The organism is Lutibacter sp., from assembly GCF_021647475.1.
Taxonomy (GTDB): Bacteria; Bacteroidota; Bacteroidia; order Flavobacteriales; family Flavobacteriaceae; genus Lutibacter.
This window is the reverse complement of record NZ_JAKIUR010000005.1, coordinates 1-21736: the sequence shown is the minus strand read 5'-3', so window position 1 is coordinate 21736 and position 21736 is coordinate 1. Positions and strand designations below refer to the sequence as shown.

The following is a 21736-nucleotide window of genomic DNA, read 5'->3' as shown; positions in this document are numbered from 1 at the left end:
GGTTACCTATTTAGTTAAATTAGATTCAATTCCTTCTAAAGAACTTTCGGAAAAAATTATTTTATTTGCATTTAACAATTCGTAAGTACTTAATCCTGTATTCATTACAATTTTAACACTTTTTAAATTGCGCGATGACAAATATACATTATTATTTGGTTCAGCCAACACAAATAATGATTTTTTGTTTTCTACTCCTAAAGCCTTTAAAACACTAGTAATATTTTTAGTTTTTGGAGCTTCAAAACTGAAATCTTCTACTACTAAAATATTGTTCTCTTTTGCTTGAATACTTAAGGCAGATCTACGAGCTAATCTTTTTAAATTTTTATTTAATTTAAAAGAGTAATCTCTAGGTCTTGGGCCAAAAACTCGACCTCCACCTCTAAATATAGGAGATTTAATACTACCTGCTCTAGCGGTACCAGTACCTTTTTGTTTTTTAATTTTTCGAGTACTACCTGAAATATCAGCTCTTTCTTTAGCTTTATGAGTTCCTTGTCGTTTATTAGCTAAATATTGTTTTACATCTAAGTAAACGGCATGATTATTTGGTTCAATATTATATACAGTATCAGAAAGTTCAACTTTTCTTCCTGTATCTTTTCCTTGTATGTCTAAAACTGCTACTTTCATTATTTCTGAATAATTACATAAGCGTTTTTATGACCAGGAATTGCTCCTTTAACCACAAGTAGATTCTTTTCAGCAACTACTTTTAAAACTCTTAAATTTTGAACTGTAACTTTGCTTCCTCCCATTCTTCCTGCCATTCGCATTCCTTTGAATACTCTAGCTGGATAAGATGCTGCACCAATTGACCCTGGTGCTCTTAAACGGTTATGTTGGCCGTGAGTTGCTTGGCCTACACCAGCAAATCCGTGACGTTTAACTACCCCTTGAAAACCTTTACCTTTTGAAGTTGCTGATACATCAACAAATTCTCCTTCAGTAAAAAGTTCAACAGTTATTTGATCTCCTAATTTGTGTTCCTCATCAAAACCTTGAAATTCGACAACTTTTCTTTTAGCATTGGTTCCGGCCTTTTTAAAGTGACCATCTAAAGCTTTATTTGAGCTTTTTGCTTTTTTGTCATCGAAACCAAGTTGAAGGGCTTTATACCCATCTACTTCTTCGGTTCTGACTTGGGTAACTACACAAGGACCTGCTTCTATAACGGTACATGGTATGTTTTTACCACTTTCGTCATATAAACTGGTCATTCCGATTTTTCTTCCTATTAACCCAGACATGTTTATTAATTAATTAATTTATTATTATTCTATTTTTATTTCAAAAAAACAGGGTCAAAAATACTTCAACCCTGAATGTATTCTTACGTTTTTCCTTCGTCAATCGCTCCGGACAAGTCACCGAAATTTCAATTTCGATGTTTAAAGTACTTAAACTTTAATTTCTACTTCAACTCCACTTGGCAATTCCAATTTCATTAAAGCATCAATTGTTTTTGATGATGAACTATAAATGTCTAACAAACGTTTATAAGCACATAATTGAAATTGTTCTCTAGATTTTTTATTTACGTGTGGTGAACGTAATACAGTAAAAATCTTTTTATGAGTTGGTAAAGGAATTGGTCCGGTTACCACTGCTCCTGTACTTTTTACTGTTTTTACAATTTTTTCAGCAGATTTATCTACTAAATTGTAATCGTATGATTTTAATTTTATTCTAATTTTTTGACTCATCGTTAATAATTTAGAGATTAACCTTTTGCTTTTGCTATTACTTCTTCAGCTATATTTGATGGTGTTTCAGCATAATGTGAAAATTCCATTGATGATGTAGCTCTACCAGATGATAATGTTCTTAATGTTGTAACATAACCAAACATTTCAGATAAAGGAACGGTTGCTTTTACAACTTTGGCTCCAGATCTATCATCCATTGCATGAACTTGACCTCTTCTACGGTTTAAATCACCTACAATATCACCCATATTTATTTCAGGAGTAACAACTTCTAACTTCATAATTGGCTCAAGAATAACCGCCTTCGCAGCTTTTGCTGCTGCTTTGTATCCCATTTTTGCAGCTAATTCAAAAGATAATTGATCAGAATCCACTGCGTGGAAAGAACCATCATATAAAGTTATCTTCATACTATCCATTTCGTAACCTGCTAAAGGTCCGTTTTTCATTGCAGCCTTAAATCCTTTTTCAATAGAAGGAATAAATTCTTTTGGCACATTACCACCTTTAATCTTATTCTCAAATACTAATCCAGTTTCTTCACCTTCAACAGGCTCCATAATAAACTTGATATCAGCAAATTTACCACGTCCACCAGATTGCTTTTTATAAACTTCACGATGATCTGTTTTTGCAGTAATTGCTTCTTTATATTCAACTTGTGGTTGACCTTCATTCACTTCAACTTTAAATTCTCGTTTTAAACGATCAACTAAAATTTCAAGGTGTAATTCACCCATTCCAGAAATAATTGTTTGACCAGAAGCTTCATCGGTTTTAACCACAAATGTTGGATCTTCTTCAGCTAATTTATTTAAAGCCATTCCTAACTTATCAACATCAGCTTTAGTTTTTGGCTCAACAGCAATACCAATTACTGGCTCAGGAAATGTCATAGATTCTAAAACAATAGGATGTTTTAAATCGGACATTGTATCTCCTGTTTTAATATCTTTAAACCCTACTGCAGCTCCAATATCACCCGCTTCAATTCTTGAAATTGGTTCTTGTTTATTAGAGTGCATTTGGTATATTCTTGAAATACGTTCTTTTTTACCTGAACGTACATTTAACACATAAGAACCTGCATCTAAATATCCTGAATAGGCTCTAAAAAATGCCAACCTACCCACAAATGGATCCGTTGCAATTTTAAAAGCTAATGCCGAAAAAGGTTCGTTTACATTAGGTTTTCTAAAAGCTGGTTCTCCAGAATCTGGATCGACACCTTCAATTGCCTCAATATCAAGTGGTGATGGTAAATATCTCATTACCGCATCTAACATCGTTTGAACTCCTTTATTTTTAAAGGCTGAACCACACAACATTGGAATAATAGACATATCAATAGTTGCAGCACGTAATGCAGCAATTATTTCGTCTTCAGTAATTGAATCTTCATCTTCAAAGAATTTTTCTAATAATTCTTCATCATATTCAGCTACAGCTTCTACTAATTCTGCACGACGCGTATTAACTTCATCAACTAATTCTTCAGGGATTTCAATTTCCTCAAAGGTCATTCCCATATCTTCCTCATTCCAAATAATTGCTTTCTTTGAAATTAGATCAACTACTCCCTTAAACTCATCTTCATCTCCAATTGGAATTTGCAAGGGGACAGGGTTCCCTCCTAACATTTCTTTAACTTGCGTACAAACATTAAAAAAATCGGAACCTTGACGATCCATTTTGTTTACAAATCCAATTCTTGGTACTTTATATTTATCTGCTTGTCTCCAAACCGTTTCAGATTGAGGTTCAACACCATCAACGGCACTAAACAAAGCTACCATACCATCTAAAACTCTTAAAGAACGTTCAACTTCTACTGTGAAATCAACGTGACCAGGAGTGTCAATAATATTAACATTATATTTTTGACCTCTATAAGGCCAAATGCAATGAGTTGCAGCTGAAGTAATGGTAATTCCTCTTTCTTGCTCTTGTGCCATCCAGTCCATTGTAGCAGCGCCATCATGAACTTCACCTATTTTATGTGAAACACCGGTGTAATATAAAATTCGCTCGGTACAAGTAGTTTTACCTGCATCAATATGAGCCGCAATTCCTATATTTCTTGTATATTTTAAATCTCTTGCCATTTTCTTACTTCATTTAAAATCTAAGGTGGGAGAATGCTTTATTAGCGTCAGCCATTTTATGCACATCTACTCTTTTCTTAACTGCAGCACCTTCTTCTTTTGCAGCAGCAAGTATTTCAGCACCTAAACGCTGAGCCATAGATTTTTCATTTCTTTTTCTTGAATAGGTAATTAGCCATTTAATAGCAATAGAAACTTTTCTATCTGGTCTAATTTGTGCTGGTATTTGAAATGTAGCTCCACCAATTCTTCTACTTCTAACTTCTACTTGTGGCATTACATTACTTAAAGCATCTTTCCAAATTTCAAGGCTTGATTTTTCTTCGTCTTGTTTTTTCTGTTCTACAATATCCAATGCATCATAGAATACTTTAAAAGCTACTGATTTTTTACCATCCCACATTAAGTTGTTCACAAAACGCGTTACTAACTGATCATTAAATTTTGGATCTGGTAAAAGAACTCTTTTTTTCGCTTTCCTTTTTCTCATCTCTTTACATTAAAGTTTTTAAATTACTTTTTTGGGGCTTTTGTACCATATTTAGATCGACGTTGAGTTCTTCCTTCAACACCTGCTGTATCTAATGCTCCACGAACAATATGATACCTAACTCCTGGTAAATCTTTAACCCTTCCACCTCTAACTAATACTATCGAATGCTCTTGTAAATTATGTCCTTCACCCGGAATGTAGGCATTTACTTCATTACCATTTGTTAACCTTACCCTTGCTACTTTACGCATTGCTGAGTTTGGTTTTTTTGGTGTTGTAGTATATACACGTGTACACACTCCTCGTCTTTGAGGACAAGAATTTAAAGCAGCCGATTTACTCTTCTTAGTTATTTTGGTTCTTCCTTTTCGTACTAATTGCGAAATTGTTGGCATACTAAAATTTTGTTATTAATTACTTTTAAATTTATTTAGCTCTTTTCTAAGAGTTTGCAAATCTACAAATAAATTCTTGTTTATCAAACCTGTAATTATTTTATTTTTTATTAAAATTGCACCATATTATTATAGTATATTCACAATCTAATTTTTAAACTATTGAAAAGCACTTTAAATTTAATATTGATCATAATATTCTTTGTGTTTTTTGGAGAAATAAATGCACAACAATTTCATTTAAACGTAACAACCAAAGATAGTTTGAATTTAATTGTTTTAAACAAAATTCATTTTAATAAAACACATTTAAATCGTCAAAGTGTTCTTAATGAAGTGAAAAATATTTCGACATTATTAGCTAAAATTGGTTACCTAAATAATTCATACGCATTAAAAGAAAAAGATACCTTATTTGATTGTATTTACACGCTAAATAAAAAATTTGATTTCATTCGGGTTTATTTCGATAAAAAATTTGATGTTACATCTTTAAGTAAATTCAAAAATATTAAAATTAAAGATACGTATTTTGAAGTTTCAACAGATTATATAGAGACCACCTTAAATTCTATTATATACTTTTATGAAATTAATGGGTTTACCTTTACTTCTATCTATTTGGATGACATAAAAGAAAAAGGAAATACCTTAGTTGCCAGTTTAATTATTAAAACTTCTAAAAAAAGAAATATTACAAACGTAATTATTAAAGGATATCCTAATTTCCCAAAAAAATACCTTAGTCATTTTGTTGGAATTAAAAATAATACTCTTTTTAATACTAAAAAATTAGCATTAATTAATGATAGATTAAACCAAATCCCTTTTATAACTCAAATTAAAAAGCCTGCAGTTTTATTTAACAAAGATTCTACTTCAATATTTTTATATCTTAAAAAAAAATCTAATAATTCTTTTGATGGTATTGTAGGGTTTTCAAACAAACCGTCTAGTAATAAAATTCAGCTTAACGGATATTTAGATTTAAATTTGAACAATATTTTTAATAATGGTGAACGTTTAAAATTAAATTGGAAGAGTTTTCAAAAAGCAAGCAAATCACTCAATATTGAATTTAAAGCACCTTATATTTTTAATACCTCTATTACTCCAAAATTTGAATTTTCAATTTACAAACAAGACTCTACGTATTTGAATTCTAAAACTACCTTTCAATTATTATATGAAATTAACCGGAATAATAGTTTTACATTAATATATAGTGGTGAAAAATCAAATTTAACTCAATCATTTTCCACAAATAACAATCTTGCCGATTTTAATAATAATTACTATGGCATTTCCTATTCCTACTTTAAAAGAACATCTTTTAATTATTTTATTCCATTCAAATTTTCAATTGCAACAGATTTTTTAATTGGCAATCGGAAAATAACTACAAAAAAAGACAACCAAACAAAATTAAAAATAAAAGGCACTTACTTAATTGAATTTAACTTAAAAAACAGCCTCCTTTTTAAAACTGAAAATGCATGGTTAAATTCTAATAATTATTATCAAAATGAATTGTATAGAATTGGAGGCGTTAATACTATTCTGGGGTTTGATGAACAAAGTATTTTCACTTCAAAGTATAGTTTATCTTCCTTAGAATATTATTACACCTTAAACAAAAAAAACGCCATATATACTATAACAGATTTTGCTTTAACAGAAGATATTCAACAACTTTACCATAAATTTTATAGTATAGGTTTCGGATTAATCTTTAAAAACAAAGAAAACACTATAAATTTAAGCTATGCATTAGGTAAAAAAGACGAAAATTCATTTAATTTTAAAGATTCAAAGTTCCATTTTAAAATATCATACCCTTTTTAAGTAAATAACTAGTCTATTTTATGCAAATAATACACCACTAAAGTTAAAATTTAAGATTGTACCTAAGTATTATTAATAAACTAACCTTATTAGTGTTGATGTGGTAATTTTTAACATACTTTAAGACTTTAACACTAAAAAGTTTGGAATATTAACAAATTATTAAGATTTTTGACATAATTAATTCAAATAATTATATAATGAAAACAAAGTTTAATGGTTTTTTAACGCTATTACTAGCGTTTCTTGTTCAAATAACGTTTGCACAAGAAAAAACTGTAACTGGTGTGGTTTCCGATGCAAGTGGACCTTTACCAGGTGTTACAGTTATTATTAAAGGTACTAAAACCGGTACACAAACTGATTTTGATGGTAATTATTCAATTAAAGCTGAATCTGGAGCTGTGTTACAATATAGCTTTTTAGGAATGGCAACAATTGATAAAACTGTTGGAGCTTCTAATGTTATTAATGTCACTATGAAAGAAAGTGCCGAATCATTACAAGAAGTTGTGGTTACAGGTTTTGGACGTAAAGTTGAAAAAAGATCTGCAACATTTGCCGTACAAAAAGTTGGCGGTGATGAAATGAACAAAGCAAGAGAAGCTAATATTGTAAATTCACTTTCTGGTAAAATTGCTGGGGTACAAGTTACAAATAGTTCTGGTGCTGTTGGTTCTTCTTCAAGGGTTATTTTAAGGGGTGTTTCCTCTATTACAGGAAACAACCAACCTTTATATGTAGTGGATGGTGTTCCTTTAGAAAATGGCAACTACGGTAACTCTGGTAGCAGTGGTGGTGCTGATTTACCAAATGGAGTTTCAGATATTAATGCAGATGATATAGAATCTATATCTGTATTAAAAGGTCCTGCTGCTGCTGCACTTTATGGAGTTAGAGCTGCAAATGGGGTTATTCAAATAACTACCAAATCTGGTAAACAAGGTCAAGGATTAGGTATTACATTTAGTAATACTATGTCAGTTGAGACACCTTTATTATTACCTGATTATCAAAATTCTTATGGAGGTGGCGGTAATAATCTAGCTTATGAATGGATTGATGGGACCAATGGAAGCGGTGGAACAGATGAAAGTTGGGGACCTCCTTTAGATGTTGGCTTAAATTTTGTACAATGGCAATCGTATAAAGTAGGTGGAGCTCCATTACCTTGGGTTTCTCATCCTAATAATATTAAAGATTTTTACGATACTGGTGTTACCTTAAATAATAGTATTTCTTTTACAGGTGGTGCTGAAAATGTTGGTTATAGATTATCAGTTGGTTCAAGTAGCCAAACGGGTATGGTACCAAATACAGACTTAAGAAAATTTACTATAAGCGGTTCATCTAACTATACTATATCCGATAAATTAACTACTTCTGTAGATTTCAATTATACAAAATCTAAAAGTGATAACTTTGCTACGCAAGGATATAACAATGAAAACCCAGTACAACAATTTATTTGGTCTCAAAGACAAGTTGATTTTAATGCTTTAAAAGATTGGCAAAACCTTCCTCTTGCAGCTGTAGGAACAGCAGCAGAAGGAACGCCTTTAAACTGGAATACGGTTTTTCAAAATAATCCTTTTTGGGTGTTAGATACAAATACCAGACAATATGCTAGAGATAGAATTGTTGGAAATTTTGCATTAAATTACCAAATTAATGATCATTTTTCAGTTAATGCCAAAGTAGGTACTAACTTTTGGAATATGAGACAACATCACAGACAATCAATTGGTAGTAATAGTTCTCCTTTTGGTTTTTATTCTGAAACTGCTCGTACCTATACCGAAACTAATTCAACCGTTTCTGCTTCTTATACTACAAAAATTACCGAAGATTTAGGATTTGATTTTACGGTAGGTGAAAATGCGATGTATAGAAAATCAGAATTGAGTTATACTGCGGCTCAACAACTTCAATTACCTAACTTTTACAATGTAAGTAATTTAAGAGCTGGAAGTACTTATATAATTAATAATCAATTTTCTGAACAAAAAATTAATAGTATTTATGGTTATGGTAAATTTTCTTATAAAAATTATTTATTCCTAGAGTTTTCAGGAAGAAATGACTGGGCAAGTATATTACCAAGCAATAATAATAACTTCTTTTATCCTTCAGTTACAGCGAGTGCCGTAATTACTGATATGTTAAAAGTAGATAGTAATGTTTTATCTTTCTTAAAAGTTAGAGGTGGTTGGTCACAAGTAGGTGGTATTGGAGCTTTACAACCTTATCAATTAGAGCCTACTTATTCTTTATCTACTGAAACTTGGGGTGGTAATTCTGTTGCTTATTTACCTGGAACTTTAAATAATCCTAACATAAAATCTGAAACAACAACAGGTACTGAATATGGATTAGATATTAGATTGTTTGATAGCAAACTACGTTTTAATGCAACCTATTATGACCAAACAAGTAAAGATCTTGTAGTTCCTGTTCAAGTAACTGCAGCATCTGGGTACACAAGTGCTGTACAAAACGTTGGTAAAATGAATAATAAAGGTATTGAGTTACAATTAGGGACTACAATAGTAGATAAAGGAGACTTTAAATTTGATATGGATTTAAATTTTGCTAAAAACACTAATAAAGTAGAATCTTTAGGTGGTTTAGATGCTTTAGTACTTGGTGGACAATGGTCTATGACTTTAGAAGCTAGAGAAGGTCAACCTTATGGTTCTATTGTAGGAACTTATTTTGATAGAAGCCCATCTGGTGCTATCATTTTTGAAAATGGTTTGCCAACTAACGCTGATGGAACTAAAGTATTAGGTAACATTACTCCTGATTGGACTGGTGGTGCTAGCTTTACTTTTAGTTACAAAAACTTAAGTTTAAATGTATTAGCGGATGCTAAAATAGGTGGAGATGTGTATTCAATGACCACTACTTGGGGTAGATATGCTGGTACACTAGAAGAAACTTTAATTGGTAGAGAAACTGGTATTGTTGGTGATGGTGTAATGCTTGTCAATGGTAATTATGTTCCTAACAATGTAATAAGAACTGCTGAAGATTATAATAAAGCAGCTTATTCTAACAGTATTGTTGAAAGCTCAGTATTTGATGCTTCTTATGTGAAATTAAGACAAGTAATGTTGACCTATAGGTTACCTAAAAAATTAATTAGTAAAACACTTTTTACAGATATTAATTTTTCTTTAGTTGGTCGTAATTTAGCGATACTATATAAAAAGGTGCCTCATATTGATCCAGAAACTTCTTTTAGTGATACTAATGCACAACAAGGACAAGAATTTGGTCAATTGCCTTCTGCAAGAAGTATTGGTTTTAATTTACAATTAAAATTGTAGTATAAATTATTTAAAAACATTAAAAAAATGAAACAATTTAAAATTATAACAATTCTATTATTCAGCTTATTAATTTCAGTAAGTTGTGATAAAGGATTTGAGGATTTAAACATAGATCCGAACAACCCTGTAACGGTCCCTTCGGACTTATTAATACCAGGTGTTGTTAGAAGTGCCCAAAACGAATCCTACAGTACTTTTGTTGGTGGAGATATGGGAGCTTGTTGGTCACAACAATTTGCCAAAGTGCAATACAATGATGAAGCTAGGTATATTCCTAGACAAGGTGTAATAACTTCTCTTTGGGATAGATTTTATGCGGGTACGGATCTAAGTCAAGTTAATACAGGTGTAATTTCTGATGCTAATTCTATGTATAATTTAGCTGTAGCTGAAGGTAATAACAATATGATGGGTGTTGCATTAACCTTGCAAGCTTATGGTTTTGCATTTTTAACTGATGTTTATGGTGATATCCCTTTTTCTGAAGCTATAAAAGCTAATGAAGGTAATATTGCACCTGCTTATGATAAACAAGAAGATGTATATACGGGTATTTTAGCTATGCTTGATGATGCCATTGCAAAATTAGGCACTTCAGGAACTATTGATCCTACTAATGATATTTTATATAGTGGAGATGCTAGCTTGTGGAAAAAATTTGCAAGTTCTTTAAAATTCAGAGTATTAATGCGTGAGTCTGGACAAGTAGATGTTAGTGGAGCTTTACAAGCCTTAGTAAACGCTGGTAATTTATTTCAAAGTAATGCCGATGAAGCAAAATTAATTTATTTAAGTGCTGACCCAAGTGCTAATCCATTATATGAATCTATTGTATTTGGTACAAGAGGTGAATGGAAAGTAAATTCTGAAATAGTAGATCGATTAACTGCGGATAATGATCCAAGATTACCTGTTTATGCAGCATTAAATGATGCTGGTATCTATAGAGGAAAACCATCTGGTTTTAGAGATGTACCTAGTGATACGTATAATTATACTAATGTATCTGCACTAGGAGATTTTTATTTACGTCCTGAATTACCTGGGTACTTTATATCAAATGCACAATTAAAATTCTTAATGGCTGAAGCTGCACAACACAATTGGATTAATTTAGATGCAGGAACTTTATTTAAAGAAGCCATTACTGCTTCTTTAGATTTTAACGAAGTGCCAGCTGCTGATGCATCTGCATTTTTAGCAACTCAAAATTTAGAATCTAACAATGCAAATGCTCTTAAACAAATTGCAACTCAAGAATGGATTGCATTATATTCACAAGGTGTAGAATCTTGGAACGAATGGAGAAGAACTGGTTATCCAGTTTTAGCACCTGCTGCAGAAGCTGCATTCAACCAAATTCCATCACGTTATAATTATCCTACTACGGAGTATTCTATCAATAAAGCAAATGTTGAAGCTGCGGTAGCTACCCAAGGTACAGATGATTTAAAGACACCAATTTGGTGGATGGGTGGTAATCAATAATATTAATAAAATAAACATATAATTATGAAAAAAATATTTAAACTGTTTGCTTTAATCTCATTATTATTTATATACTCTTGTAATGATAATACTGCTTTTGATACAACAGACCAATTAACTGGAACTGCCAGTGAAGGAGGAGCTATTGTATCAATAAATACAAACTCTGATGGTAAACTTTTAGGAGCACCATCTTCTTCAGATTTAACAACTGCTACAGTTGCTTTTTCAGACAACTTTCTACAATTAGGAGTAATGTTAATGTCTGGGGGACAAAATGTAAGTAGTTATGAAATCATGAAATCTTTAAATGGTGGTACTGAAGTATCAGCCGTGACTAGTAGTACTTTACCAATTTCATTAGACTATACAACTCTTAACGAATATCTTGATGGCTTAGGTAAATCTCCTGCAGATTTACGAATAGGTGATGTAATTACTTTTAGAACTAAAATAACTAAAACCGATGGTTCAGTTTATTTTGCAGGTCCAAATGAAGGAAGTTTTAATGTTACTATAAATTGTTCAGCAGATTTATCAGGGACTTATTTAGTAACTAATGATGCTTGTGCACCTTCCTTTACTACAACTATTACTGCCAATCCTGATGGAACTTGGCATATAGCAGATGGTGATGGTGGATTTTTAGATCGTTGTACTTCGAACTCAACATTAGTAAATTGGGCTAATATTACCGTTGTATGTGGTGAAGTATTACCTACTGGAGATTTAAACTTTGGTAGTGCTAATAGTGGTTACGACATTGGTGAAATTAGTGGAGGAGCTTGGGATGGAGGAACTGGAATATTAACAATGTCTCATACTCAAACTCTCACTACTAATTGGCCTGCTACTTGGACTTCTACGTACACAAGACAATAAACTATAAAAATAAAAAGATGAAAATAAAAACTATAAAAAGGTTCTTAATGTTTTTAGCATTAAGTACTATAATTATTAGCTGTAATAAAAAGGAGTACACTGGCGAAAGCCAATTGGTACCATCATCTCCTACGCTAACAACATCGCTAGACTTTACAAGTCCGGTAACCTTAGTTGAAGATGATTCAGAATATACGTATACAGTTACGTTAAGTGAACCTCAAATTGTAGATGTAAAATTACATGTGCAACAAGTTGGAGGTTCTGCTAGTGCAGATGACTATGAAATGACTACTACGTTAGTAATCCCTGCAGGTTATACAACTGCAACTGGTAGTATTAAAATACTTACTGATGATTTAGTTGAGGATACAGAAACTTTAAAACTTCAAATTGGAGATGAAAGAGTTGCAAATGCATCTTTTTCACCTGTTGATGTTGATTTTAATATTTTAAATTATACTTCTGGAGATTTAACTATTGATATGAGTTGGGATATGGCTACAGCTACAACAGATAATTCAGGTGAAGCTATTAGTCCAACAGATTTTGCAGATATGAGATTGTTAATTACAGATGGACCAAATAACACAAATATTCTTGGTAGTGCTGATGGTGGTAGTTTTGAAACTTTTGTTTTGCCTGGTGGTGCACCTGACGGAGATTATTATGTCGTTGCAGACTTTTACGATGCTAACGCTGATATAGTTAGAGATTTAAATTTAAATTTAGAATTTAATCAACCAGGTGTTATAAATGGGGAAAGTTTCTCATTCCCTAATGCAATTAACAATGAAAGTCTTTGTCCTAATAATTATTTTGTTTTAACAAAAATTACAAAAGTTGGACAAAACTATACCTTTGAAAATATAGCCAAACCAAACTTTTCAAGTACAAGCTATACTGGAGATGATGCTGGTTACCCTAATGAAGTAATAACAGGTGCAGATTGTGATGGTTTAACAATTTCCGGTATTGCAGCTGGTTGGTTTCCTGGCTACTGGAACGAAATTGTTACTGATGCTGGTACTGTATATTATACCGTTGACAGTAATGGTGTAGTTGACATACCTCAACAATATCTATATTCAACTACTTGGAATGGTAGTCCACAACCAAGTTATGATATTGTAGGTTCTGGAACTTATGATGCTGCTACTGGAGTGTTAGTTCTACAGTACAAACTAATTCAAGCTGGTGCTGATGTAATTGTTGATTATGGTTTAACAGGAGATTATCCTGATGGTTATTTCCATGCTACATTAACAGCAAACTAGTAATTTAAAACCTTATAATACTAAAAAACCACCCAAAAATGGGTGGTTTTTTTATGGTATAAATTAGTTACTAATTGTATCTAATTTAATTAACGAATAATAATAATAACCTGAGTTCGATGTAAGAAAATAAATACCGGGTTGAAAATCAACAAGCTACGTCATTGCGATGAATGAAGCAAAGCGAAATGAGGAAGCAATCTTACTAAAAATAGAGAGATTGCTTCAAATTATGCACTACCGTTTATAATTTTTGCAATGACGTTATAATCTTCAGCTGTTTTTATGGTAAACTTTAAGTCGAACTTAGTTTTTATCCTAACCTTTGTCTAGTCGCTTCATATAAAAAAGCACCACAAGCAACCGAAACATTTAAAGATTCAATTTCTCCTAATAGAGGTAATTTAGCTTTTTTATCTACCATTTTTAAAATAGAAGGATGTACACCTCTATCCTCTGAACCCATAATAATAGCCGTAGGAATTTTTAAATCTATTTCGTAAATTAAGGTTTCTGTTTTCTCAGTTGCCGCCACTAATTGAATATCCGCAGCTTGAAATTGAAAAATAGCATCTTTAATATGGTTTACTTTACATATAGGAACTTTAAAAGCAGCCCCTGCCGATGTTTTAATGGTATCTGCACTAATAGGAGCGTTCCCTTGATTAGGAATTATTATTCCATTAACACCAGTACATTCTGCGGTTCTAATTATTGCACCAAAATTTCGTACATCCGAAATTCTATCTAACAGTAAAAATAAAGGAGTAGTGGTTTTTTCTAAAGTAGTAGTAATTAAATTATCTAAATCAATAAATTCAATAGGTGAAATTTGAGCAACAACTCCTTGGTGATTGCTATATTTTGAAAGTCGATCTAGCTTTTCAACGGGAACATAACTCGTTGCAATTCCTTCTTTTTTTATTAAAGCGTTTAATTCTGAAAATAAGTTTCCACTTAAATTCTTTTGTAAATAAATTTTACTAATGGTTTTGCCAGCATTTATAGCTTCTATAATTGCTCTTATCCCAAATATTTTAGAGGTTTCATTTTCCATTTTGTAAAGGTACTAATAATGTGGAATGATTTTTGTATCTTGTTAAAGATAAAATTGTTAATTTAAAATATATATTATGAAAAAAATAGTACTCTTAAGTTTAGTGTTTAGTTTTACACAATTATTTTCGCAACAAAACAATCAAGTTATTAATACTGATTACCTCTCTAAAGTTGATAGAGGTAATGTAATTATCACTAAAAATCCCAATATTAAGGGTAGCCCATTTCTTTTTAAGGTATGGAATTCTGGGATGCTAGTTTTAAACGATAGTGTATTTTCCAAACAAGATTATTTAAAATATGATGCTTATAAAGACGAATTATTTATTAAAAATAAAGGTGAAATTATTGAAATATTAGATAATGATGTTACAGGGTTTTCTGTCTTAGATTACAATAAAAAATTAAAACATTATTTTGTAAAATTGTTAAGTAATAATTTCAAAGAAAAAGGTAAAGATGGTTTTTATGAAATAGTTTCTAATTTACAAAATACAAACTACCTTATTAAAAAAGATGGAAAAATAATTTATGATCCAAATAGGAGCAAAGGAAGTCAGACTATTAATAATTATCCATTAGAATTTAGAGATGCTATTACCTATTATATTAAAAATGATAAAGGGTTATATGTTAAAGTTAGATTAAACAAAAGGGATATTAAAGCTGTATTAAATAAGCATAATAAGTTAGTAAATAACTTTATTAAAACCAATAGAATTAAATTTAGTAAAGAAAGGGATATTGTTAGATTAGCTAATTATTACTATTCATTATAAGAATAAATAGTCACTTTTTCAAAAAATTATGTGTACACATAAACAGGAGGGTTTTACTTTTTAGTTAAAGTTGAACCCTTTTTTCTGAATATCCATAATCTAGCATATTGTCCGTTACCTTGAACTTGTTTTATAGTATAACTTTCTATCCCTATAAATATGGATTATTAAATGGGAATGAGATGCTGAAACAATATTTCGACGCCGCTCATTGTAATATCTTCAGCATGATGTTGTTTATTATGGATACAAATTAAGGATAATCAGTTTTTTTAATAAGGTTATATTAACTGAATCCGTTGTGCATTATGATAAAATTTCGTTGATTCGAGTGAATTTTAGCCTTTTTAGGCTTAAAATTAATATCGAGAATAGGTTTTTCAGTTAAAAACAACCATTCTCAATACAATTTTTTATCAAAGATTACTCGAATTAACCTAATTTATAGTATAACTTTCTATCCAATAAATATGGATTATTAAATGACAATGAAATCCTGAAACAAATTCAGTATGACGTTGTTTATTAACCTGAGTTCGACCTAAGGATTTACTTTAAATAACTAAAAATCAAAATGTCATTGCGAAAATTATAAATGTAGTGCCATAATTTGAAGTAATCTTTTCATAAAAATGAGATTGCTTCCTCATTTCGCTTTGCTTCATTCATCGCAATGACGTAGCTTGTTGATTTTCAACTCGGTATTTATTTTCTTATATCGAACTCAAGTTCAAGGATTAAAATTCACTTGAATTGACAAAATTTCATCAAAACATACCATATTTTTTACTCTTCTTCTTTACTATTTTCTTCGGTTTGCTCAATAAAATTTCCGTTTTCATCAAACTGATTTTCAAAAGCTTCATTTTTTGAAAAAATAAATTGTTCTGGTTGCGGTCCTTGTTTTTTAAATAAATAAGCAAATAATAAACCCATCAAAAATCCTGATAAATGACCTTCCCAAGATATTGCTTCTTCAACCGGAAAAACGTACCAAATTAAACTTCCATACAAAAAAACGACCACTAATGATAATGCTATTAAGCGATAATGTTTTCTAAAAATTCCACTAAAAAAAATAAAGCTCACTAAAAAATACACTACTCCACTTGCACCAATATGATAGGCTGGTCTTGCAAATATCCAAGTTAAAAATCCTGTTAAAAATATTCCTATCAAAAGTACTTTTGTTGCTATTTTTTTATAGAAGAAATACAAACTACCTAGCATTACTGCTAACGGAATACTATTATTAAAAATATGCGAAACCGAACCGTGAATAAAAGGAGAAAAAATAATACCTCGCAAACCTTTAAAAGTTCGTGGATAAATGCCATATTTATTAAAATTGAATCCGTAATTAATTTCAATAAAATAAACTGCCCAAATAATAACAATAACTGAAATTGGAACAACCAACGTTAATTTATCTATTTCAGCTTTTCTATTTTTCATGGTATAAAAATACAAATTGGAATGATTTATTCTTGTTTTTTTTGTTAAAATTATGAATGTTACTTTGCGTTAGGGATAGAAGAGATATCCTTTTTTAGAACTAAAAAAGATTTAACGAATAGCCCGCCACAAATGCAATGCAGTGGAACGCCCAAAACTTTATTTTTATTTGTATTTTTACCGTATGAAAGTACCTTTAGCGGAACGAATTAGACCAAAAACTTTAGATGATTATATAAGTCAGCAACATTTAGTTGGTGCAAAAGGTGCACTTACACAGCCTATTAAACGTGGTATTATTCCTTCATTGATATTGTGGGGACCTCCGGGAATTGGCAAAACTACGTTGGCAAATATTATTGCCAAAGAATCGGATCGGCCATTTTATACTTTAAGTGCCATTAGTAGTGGTGTTAAAGATGTTAGGGATGTTATTAATAGAGCCAAACAAAATGACGGTTTATTTACTACAAAAAATCCGATTTTATTTATTGATGAAATTCATAGGTTTAGCAAATCGCAACAAGATTCACTATTAGGTGCCGTTGAAAAAGGTTGGATAACGTTAATTGGTGCTACTACTGAAAATCCTAGTTTTGAAGTTATTCCTGCATTATTATCACGCTGTCAGGTTTATATATTAAATGCTTTTTCTAAAACAGATTTACAACAATTATTGCAACGTGCTTTAAAAGAAGATGCTTTTATTGCATCAAAAGATATTGAAATAAAAGAATCTGAAGCTTTACTCAAAATTTCAGGAGGTGATGCTAGAAAATTATTAAATATTTTTGAGCTAATTGTTAATTCTGAAGATGAACCTATTGTTATTACTAATGATTTAGTGTTGTCTAAAATTCAAAAAAATACCGTTTTATATGATAAAGCTGGTGAGCAACATTATGATATTATTTCAGCATTTATAAAATCAATTAGAGGAAGTGACCCAAATGCAGCGGTTTACTGGTTAGCTAGAATGATTGAAGGCGGTGAAGATGTTAAATTTATTGCTAGAAGGTTGCTTCTTTTAGCTTCGGAAGATATTGGAAATGCGAATCCGACTGCCTTAATTATGGCAAATAATACATTTCAGGCTGTTACTACCATTGGTTTCCCTGAATCACGAATTATTTTAAGTCAGTGTGCTATTTATTTAGCAAGTTCTCCTAAAAGTAATGCCAGTTATGAAGCCATTAAAAATGCTCAAAAATTAGTTCAGGAAACAGGAGATTTATCTGTTCCATTATCTTTACGAAATGCTCCTACTAAATTGATGAAGGAATTAAATTATGGTAAAGATTATAAATATGCTCATAGTTTTGATAATAATTTTGTGGAACAAGAATTTTTGCCAGATGAAATTGCTTCTACTAAATTATTTGAACCTGGAATCAATTCCAGAGAAAACGCTATGCGAGAATTTTTAAAAAAACGATGGAATAATAAATATGATTATTAGTTAACCCGTTGTACATTAATGATAAAATTTCGTCAATTCGAGTGAATTTTAGCCTTTTTAGGCTTAAAATTAGTATCGAGAATAGGTTTTTTATTTAAAAACAGCCGTTCTCGATACAATTTTTTATCAAAAATTACTCGAACGGACGTAACGTAAGTTTAAAAAGTTATAATACACAGCGGGTTAATTATTGTATATCTATTTTTAGGCCTATGGCTAACACGCCTTCCTGAACCTGCTTGCTGCAGGATGGCTTGTTTCAGGATATCATCAATATAAATTGGTGATTAGTAAAAACTATGAGATGCTGAAACAAGTTCAGCATGACGTATAAATATGACACAAAAACGGATATACATTTTAATTAACCAGCTTGTACTCTCTTACTCCTTTTTTTGTATCTATTTTTAAATTTCCTTGTTGTGTTAGTTGAAGTAATTGAGGTTGTTTAAAAGCTACCCATTTAATAATAAAAATACCTGGTTTTGAGGTTTTATACACTTTGGCTATTTCAAAATTTTCATCACCACTTAGCATTTTGAAATTATCACTGTTTTTAGTTAACGTACAAATTCCATAATCACCAATTTGATATTTTCCTGCTAATTCAAACTTATTAACGGCAACTGCAACTGCTTCTTTTTTTTTAGCTACCTTTTGTTGTACTGCAACTTTTGGAGTAATTTTTTGTACAACCTGTTTTTTTACAACTTCTTTTTTTATAGGTTTAGCAACAATGTTATTTTGAATTTTTATTGGTTTATAATGATAATTAGCATTTTCAATATCTCTAAAAGCAGCTCTAATTGCTTCATTATAGGCCTGCCTATAATCTTTTAATCTAGATTTTCCTTGACGAGTTGTAAACACCACATTATTATTACAATCTACCAATTCTATAGTAACTCTTGTGCTCAAAAAAGTAGGACTATTTATCATTCGTGTTGTTAATGCATTACACCTATTTTTTGCTAAATCATTAGGAAAAGATTCATTGATTAAATAAGTTGTAAAACCAGCTTTATTAAATAAAAATTTAGTTAAAGAATTTATTTGGTGAATATCAGGTGATCGTTGAAATTCAAATTGAGCAGGAACTAATATATATTTATAATTGTTTAATTTACTTTGTGAAAATGTAACTGTAGTAAAAAATATAGCAAATATTAAACTTAATTTTTTCATTTGTGATTTGATTTTTAGTAAAAGTACTAAATTTTCTTATTAAAAATGAAGTTAATTCCTAATTGAACATTTACACTTTTGGCATTATAGACGTTGGCTAAACTTATTAAATTATCGGCAGCTAAATACATATTAAATGCTCCAAAATGAGAAGAAATACCTAGGCCAACGTTGGTAAACGAAAAAGGATCAGCAGTATAAGTTAGTTTGGTTTGTAAATGTTTATTTATTCTTCTTTCATAAAACAAAGTAGCAGCTAAATAAGAGTGCACAGCACCAACAGTAGAAAATAATTGTAATCCCATTTTATCTGTATAAGTTTCTAATTCTTTTGAAAAATGGCAATCATCATAATATGGTCTTCCAAAAGCATACGTAACACTTCCGTTTAGTTTAATAGGACGCAAAGATGAATATTTACTGTAAATAGTATCCATAACTATCTGATTATCAAAATCATCTTTTAAATTTTGCCAATAATTTTGTGGATTTGCAGGATCAAAATTTACTTGAATTCCTTCTATTTCATAACTTCCTTTTACACTATACGATTCCACATTTTGCTTGTAGTTTATAAATCCGAAATCTAAAATACTTCCGGTTACTGTCCAATGTTTCTTAGGGTGATAGGTAAAACCAGCGTCAATTCCTATGCCTAAATTACCACCAAATAATAATTTTTTTTGGATATACGATTGCGTAATTACATCATTATTATCAAAAAATACTCCTGAAGTTTGCAACAGAAAATTAACATTATCAATATGTTGTTTATAGATATTGTTAGTTCCATTTTCCAAATATAATGCTCCTGTACTTTGCTTTGATTTAGCATTAAACACACTGGAATAAATTTTAAACCGTCCGCCAACTTGCCACTTTTTATTAATTTTTTTGGACAATCCGACATGTAAAACACTTAACAACTCTGCCCTAGCAGCCATCTTTTTTATAGAATAATGCCTACCGATTACTGAATTTCCTTCGTAAAACAAATCAACTATATCACGAGGTATTTTAACTAAAGTATTAAATTCTTCATAAAAACCAAAAGATAAATAACTGTTGTCTTTTAATCGATATCCTGCATTTAGTATTTCTAATTGTTGATTTGCTTCAAAAAATTCGGCTTTCCCGAATTTATTAACTGTTTTTCTTATTTTATCATTTATAGGTACACCATCATTTGCAAATATATCATAGGCTGAAAAGCCTGTAAATCCACCTTGAAAAGAAATTTGAGAAAGTAAAGGAAAACCAATATGAGATTGGTTGTAAACCTCAGCTCCTGGATTTAACAGTAAGGTTTGTGGTAAATTATTAAAATTGTAAAGTATTTGCTTGTTTTGAGCAATACTTTGTACACTTATAAATAAAAACAGATATATTATTTTTCTCATATCTTTCTGTAATTATAATATAATTTAACAGCTGATTTTAAGTTCAAATTGGCGGTTTCAGTTCCGTTAAGCGTACTTCCAGTACTTGGTTCTAATGTTACCAAAAAACCAAAAAATTGAGTATTATTTAAAACATTAATATCTTCTGGTGGAATTTCTAAAATAAAAGTAGTTTCACCTGAATTTGGAGATACATGAACCGTTGGTTGAAGTGTATAAATTAACTGACCTGCATCATCTAAAAAATTAAAGTCAAAATTAAAAGATCGATTAAAAGAATTTGTAATAATAAGCGTAAACTCAACCTTTTCTAAATATTTAATAGTTGTTTTATCAATTGGTGCCTCAATTAAATCTGTGGTATAGGTAATTTCATTATTAAAAATATCTAAAAATTTAACTGCAGTAAAATCTGCATAAACTAAAGTAGAAATGTATGTTGCATGAATACTTGCATCATCAACTTGATTAAAATCTACCTCTTTTGTGCAACTTGTGAAAGTTACAAAAATAGTTAAAATTGATATGTAATATTTGGGTTTCATATTAATACTTTTATGTATATCCGTTTTGTGTCATATTTCATATTTATACGTCATGCTAAACTTGTTTCAGCATCTCATAGTTTTTACTAATCACCGATTTATATTGATGAGACCCTGAAACAGGTTCAGGGTGACGAACATTTTATAATTAATTACGGATAATCAAAATACTTTTTTATTTATTTACTTTTATAAACCCGTTGTGCATTATGATAAAATTTCGTCAATTCGAGTGAATTTTAGCCTTTTTAGGCTTAAAATTAGTATCGAGAATAGGTTTTTTATTTAAAAACAGCCGTTCTCGATACAATTTTTTATCAAA

The 21736-nt window shown here is 30.5% G+C and carries 18 protein-coding genes; 7 read left to right on the top strand and 11 right to left on the bottom strand.

Annotated features, from left to right (window positions below):
• Nucleotides 1–6: 6 nt before the first annotated feature.
• From rplD to rpsL, 6 genes are all read right to left on the bottom strand, one after another.
• Nucleotides 7–636 carry a 50S ribosomal protein L4 gene (rplD, locus tag L3J60_RS02045; protein WP_291973818.1) on the bottom strand — a complete coding sequence of 210 codons (630 nt, stop codon included), beginning with the start codon at nucleotides 634–636 and terminating at the stop codon, nucleotides 7–9.
• Nucleotides 636–1253 (bottom strand): 50S ribosomal protein L3, encoded by a 618-nt coding sequence (rplC, locus tag L3J60_RS02040; protein WP_291973817.1) that lies wholly within the window; start codon nucleotides 1251–1253, stop codon nucleotides 636–638. The genes rplD and rplC overlap by 1 nt, the downstream gene beginning before the upstream one ends.
• 150 nt (nucleotides 1254–1403) lie before the next feature.
• Nucleotides 1404–1709: a 30S ribosomal protein S10 gene (rpsJ, locus tag L3J60_RS02035; protein WP_291973816.1), complete on the bottom strand. Its 306-nt coding sequence runs from the start codon at nucleotides 1707–1709 to the stop codon at nucleotides 1404–1406.
• Nucleotides 1710–1726: 17 nt separating this feature from the next.
• Nucleotides 1727–3817 carry an elongation factor G gene (gene fusA, locus L3J60_RS02030; RefSeq protein ID WP_291973815.1) on the bottom strand — a complete coding sequence of 697 codons (2091 nt, stop codon included), beginning with the start codon at nucleotides 3815–3817 and terminating at the stop codon, nucleotides 1727–1729.
• A gap of 13 nt (nucleotides 3818–3830) precedes the next feature.
• Nucleotides 3831–4307, bottom strand: coding sequence for a 30S ribosomal protein S7 (rpsG, locus tag L3J60_RS02025; protein ID WP_291973814.1), 477 nt, complete (start codon nucleotides 4305–4307; stop codon nucleotides 3831–3833).
• A gap of 23 nt (nucleotides 4308–4330) precedes the next feature.
• The gene (gene rpsL, locus L3J60_RS02020) at nucleotides 4331–4705 is read right to left on the bottom strand and encodes a 30S ribosomal protein S12 (RefSeq protein WP_291973813.1); all 375 of its coding nucleotides are present in this window, start codon (nucleotides 4703–4705) and stop codon (nucleotides 4331–4333) included.
• 186 nt (nucleotides 4706–4891) lie between these two features.
• Here rpsL and L3J60_RS02015 point away from each other — a divergent pair, with 186 nt between their 5' ends.
• From L3J60_RS02015 to L3J60_RS01995, 5 genes are all read left to right on the top strand, one after another.
• Nucleotides 4892–6550 (top strand): hypothetical protein, encoded by a 1659-nt coding sequence (locus L3J60_RS02015; protein WP_291973812.1) that lies wholly within the window; start codon nucleotides 4892–4894, stop codon nucleotides 6548–6550.
• A 200-nt stretch (nucleotides 6551–6750) separates the two neighbouring features.
• Nucleotides 6751–9882, top strand: a complete 3132-nt coding sequence (locus L3J60_RS02010) for a SusC/RagA family TonB-linked outer membrane protein (RefSeq protein WP_291973811.1) — start codon at nucleotides 6751–6753, stop codon at nucleotides 9880–9882.
• Between the two features lie 27 nt (nucleotides 9883–9909).
• Nucleotides 9910–11373 (top strand): SusD/RagB family nutrient-binding outer membrane lipoprotein, encoded by a 1464-nt coding sequence (locus L3J60_RS02005; RefSeq protein WP_291973810.1) that lies wholly within the window; start codon nucleotides 9910–9912, stop codon nucleotides 11371–11373.
• A gap of 24 nt (nucleotides 11374–11397) precedes the next feature.
• Nucleotides 11398–12255 carry a hypothetical protein gene (locus L3J60_RS02000; protein ID WP_291973809.1) on the top strand — a complete coding sequence of 286 codons (858 nt, stop codon included), beginning with the start codon at nucleotides 11398–11400 and terminating at the stop codon, nucleotides 12253–12255.
• Between the two features lie 47 nt (nucleotides 12256–12302).
• The gene (locus tag L3J60_RS01995) at nucleotides 12303–13532 is read left to right on the top strand and encodes a hypothetical protein (protein WP_291973808.1); all 1230 of its coding nucleotides are present in this window, start codon (nucleotides 12303–12305) and stop codon (nucleotides 13530–13532) included.
• A gap of 313 nt (nucleotides 13533–13845) precedes the next feature.
• Here the strand turns inward: L3J60_RS01995 and rlmB are convergent, their stop codons facing one another.
• Nucleotides 13846–14589, bottom strand: a complete 744-nt coding sequence (rlmB, locus tag L3J60_RS01990) for a 23S rRNA (guanosine(2251)-2'-O)-methyltransferase RlmB (RefSeq protein ID WP_291973807.1) — start codon at nucleotides 14587–14589, stop codon at nucleotides 13846–13848.
• Between the two features lie 76 nt (nucleotides 14590–14665).
• On the opposite strand from rlmB, the gene L3J60_RS01985 reads away from it, so the two are divergent.
• Entirely contained in the window at nucleotides 14666–15370 is a 705-nt protein-coding gene (locus tag L3J60_RS01985; RefSeq protein WP_291973806.1) for a hypothetical protein, read from the top strand.
• A 786-nt stretch (nucleotides 15371–16156) separates the two neighbouring features.
• On the opposite strand, the gene L3J60_RS01980 is transcribed toward L3J60_RS01985, so the two are convergent.
• Nucleotides 16157–16825: a rhomboid family intramembrane serine protease gene (locus tag L3J60_RS01980; RefSeq protein WP_291973805.1), complete on the bottom strand. Its 669-nt coding sequence runs from the start codon at nucleotides 16823–16825 to the stop codon at nucleotides 16157–16159.
• 184 nt (nucleotides 16826–17009) lie between these two features.
• Between L3J60_RS01980 and L3J60_RS01975 the strand changes: the two genes are divergently transcribed.
• Complete coding sequence (locus tag L3J60_RS01975; protein WP_291973804.1) at nucleotides 17010–18284, top strand: replication-associated recombination protein A; 1275 nt, start codon at nucleotides 17010–17012, stop codon at nucleotides 18282–18284.
• Between the two features lie 360 nt (nucleotides 18285–18644).
• On the opposite strand, the gene L3J60_RS01970 is transcribed toward L3J60_RS01975, so the two are convergent.
• Genes L3J60_RS01970 through L3J60_RS01960 form a run of 3 tightly spaced genes read right to left on the bottom strand, consistent with a single transcriptional unit; the run spans nucleotide 18645 to nucleotide 21414 of the window.
• Nucleotides 18645–19469: a hypothetical protein gene (locus L3J60_RS01970; protein ID WP_291973803.1), complete on the bottom strand. Its 825-nt coding sequence runs from the start codon at nucleotides 19467–19469 to the stop codon at nucleotides 18645–18647.
• Nucleotides 19470–19495: 26 nt separating this feature from the next.
• A complete protein-coding gene (locus tag L3J60_RS01965) occupies nucleotides 19496–20869 on the bottom strand; it encodes a DUF5723 family protein (protein ID WP_291973802.1) in 1374 nt (457 codons plus the stop codon).
• Nucleotides 20866–21414 carry a hypothetical protein gene (locus L3J60_RS01960; protein ID WP_291973801.1) on the bottom strand — a complete coding sequence of 183 codons (549 nt, stop codon included), beginning with the start codon at nucleotides 21412–21414 and terminating at the stop codon, nucleotides 20866–20868. Before L3J60_RS01960 ends, L3J60_RS01965 begins: the two co-directional genes overlap by 4 nt.
• Nucleotides 21415–21736: the final 322 nt, after the last annotated feature.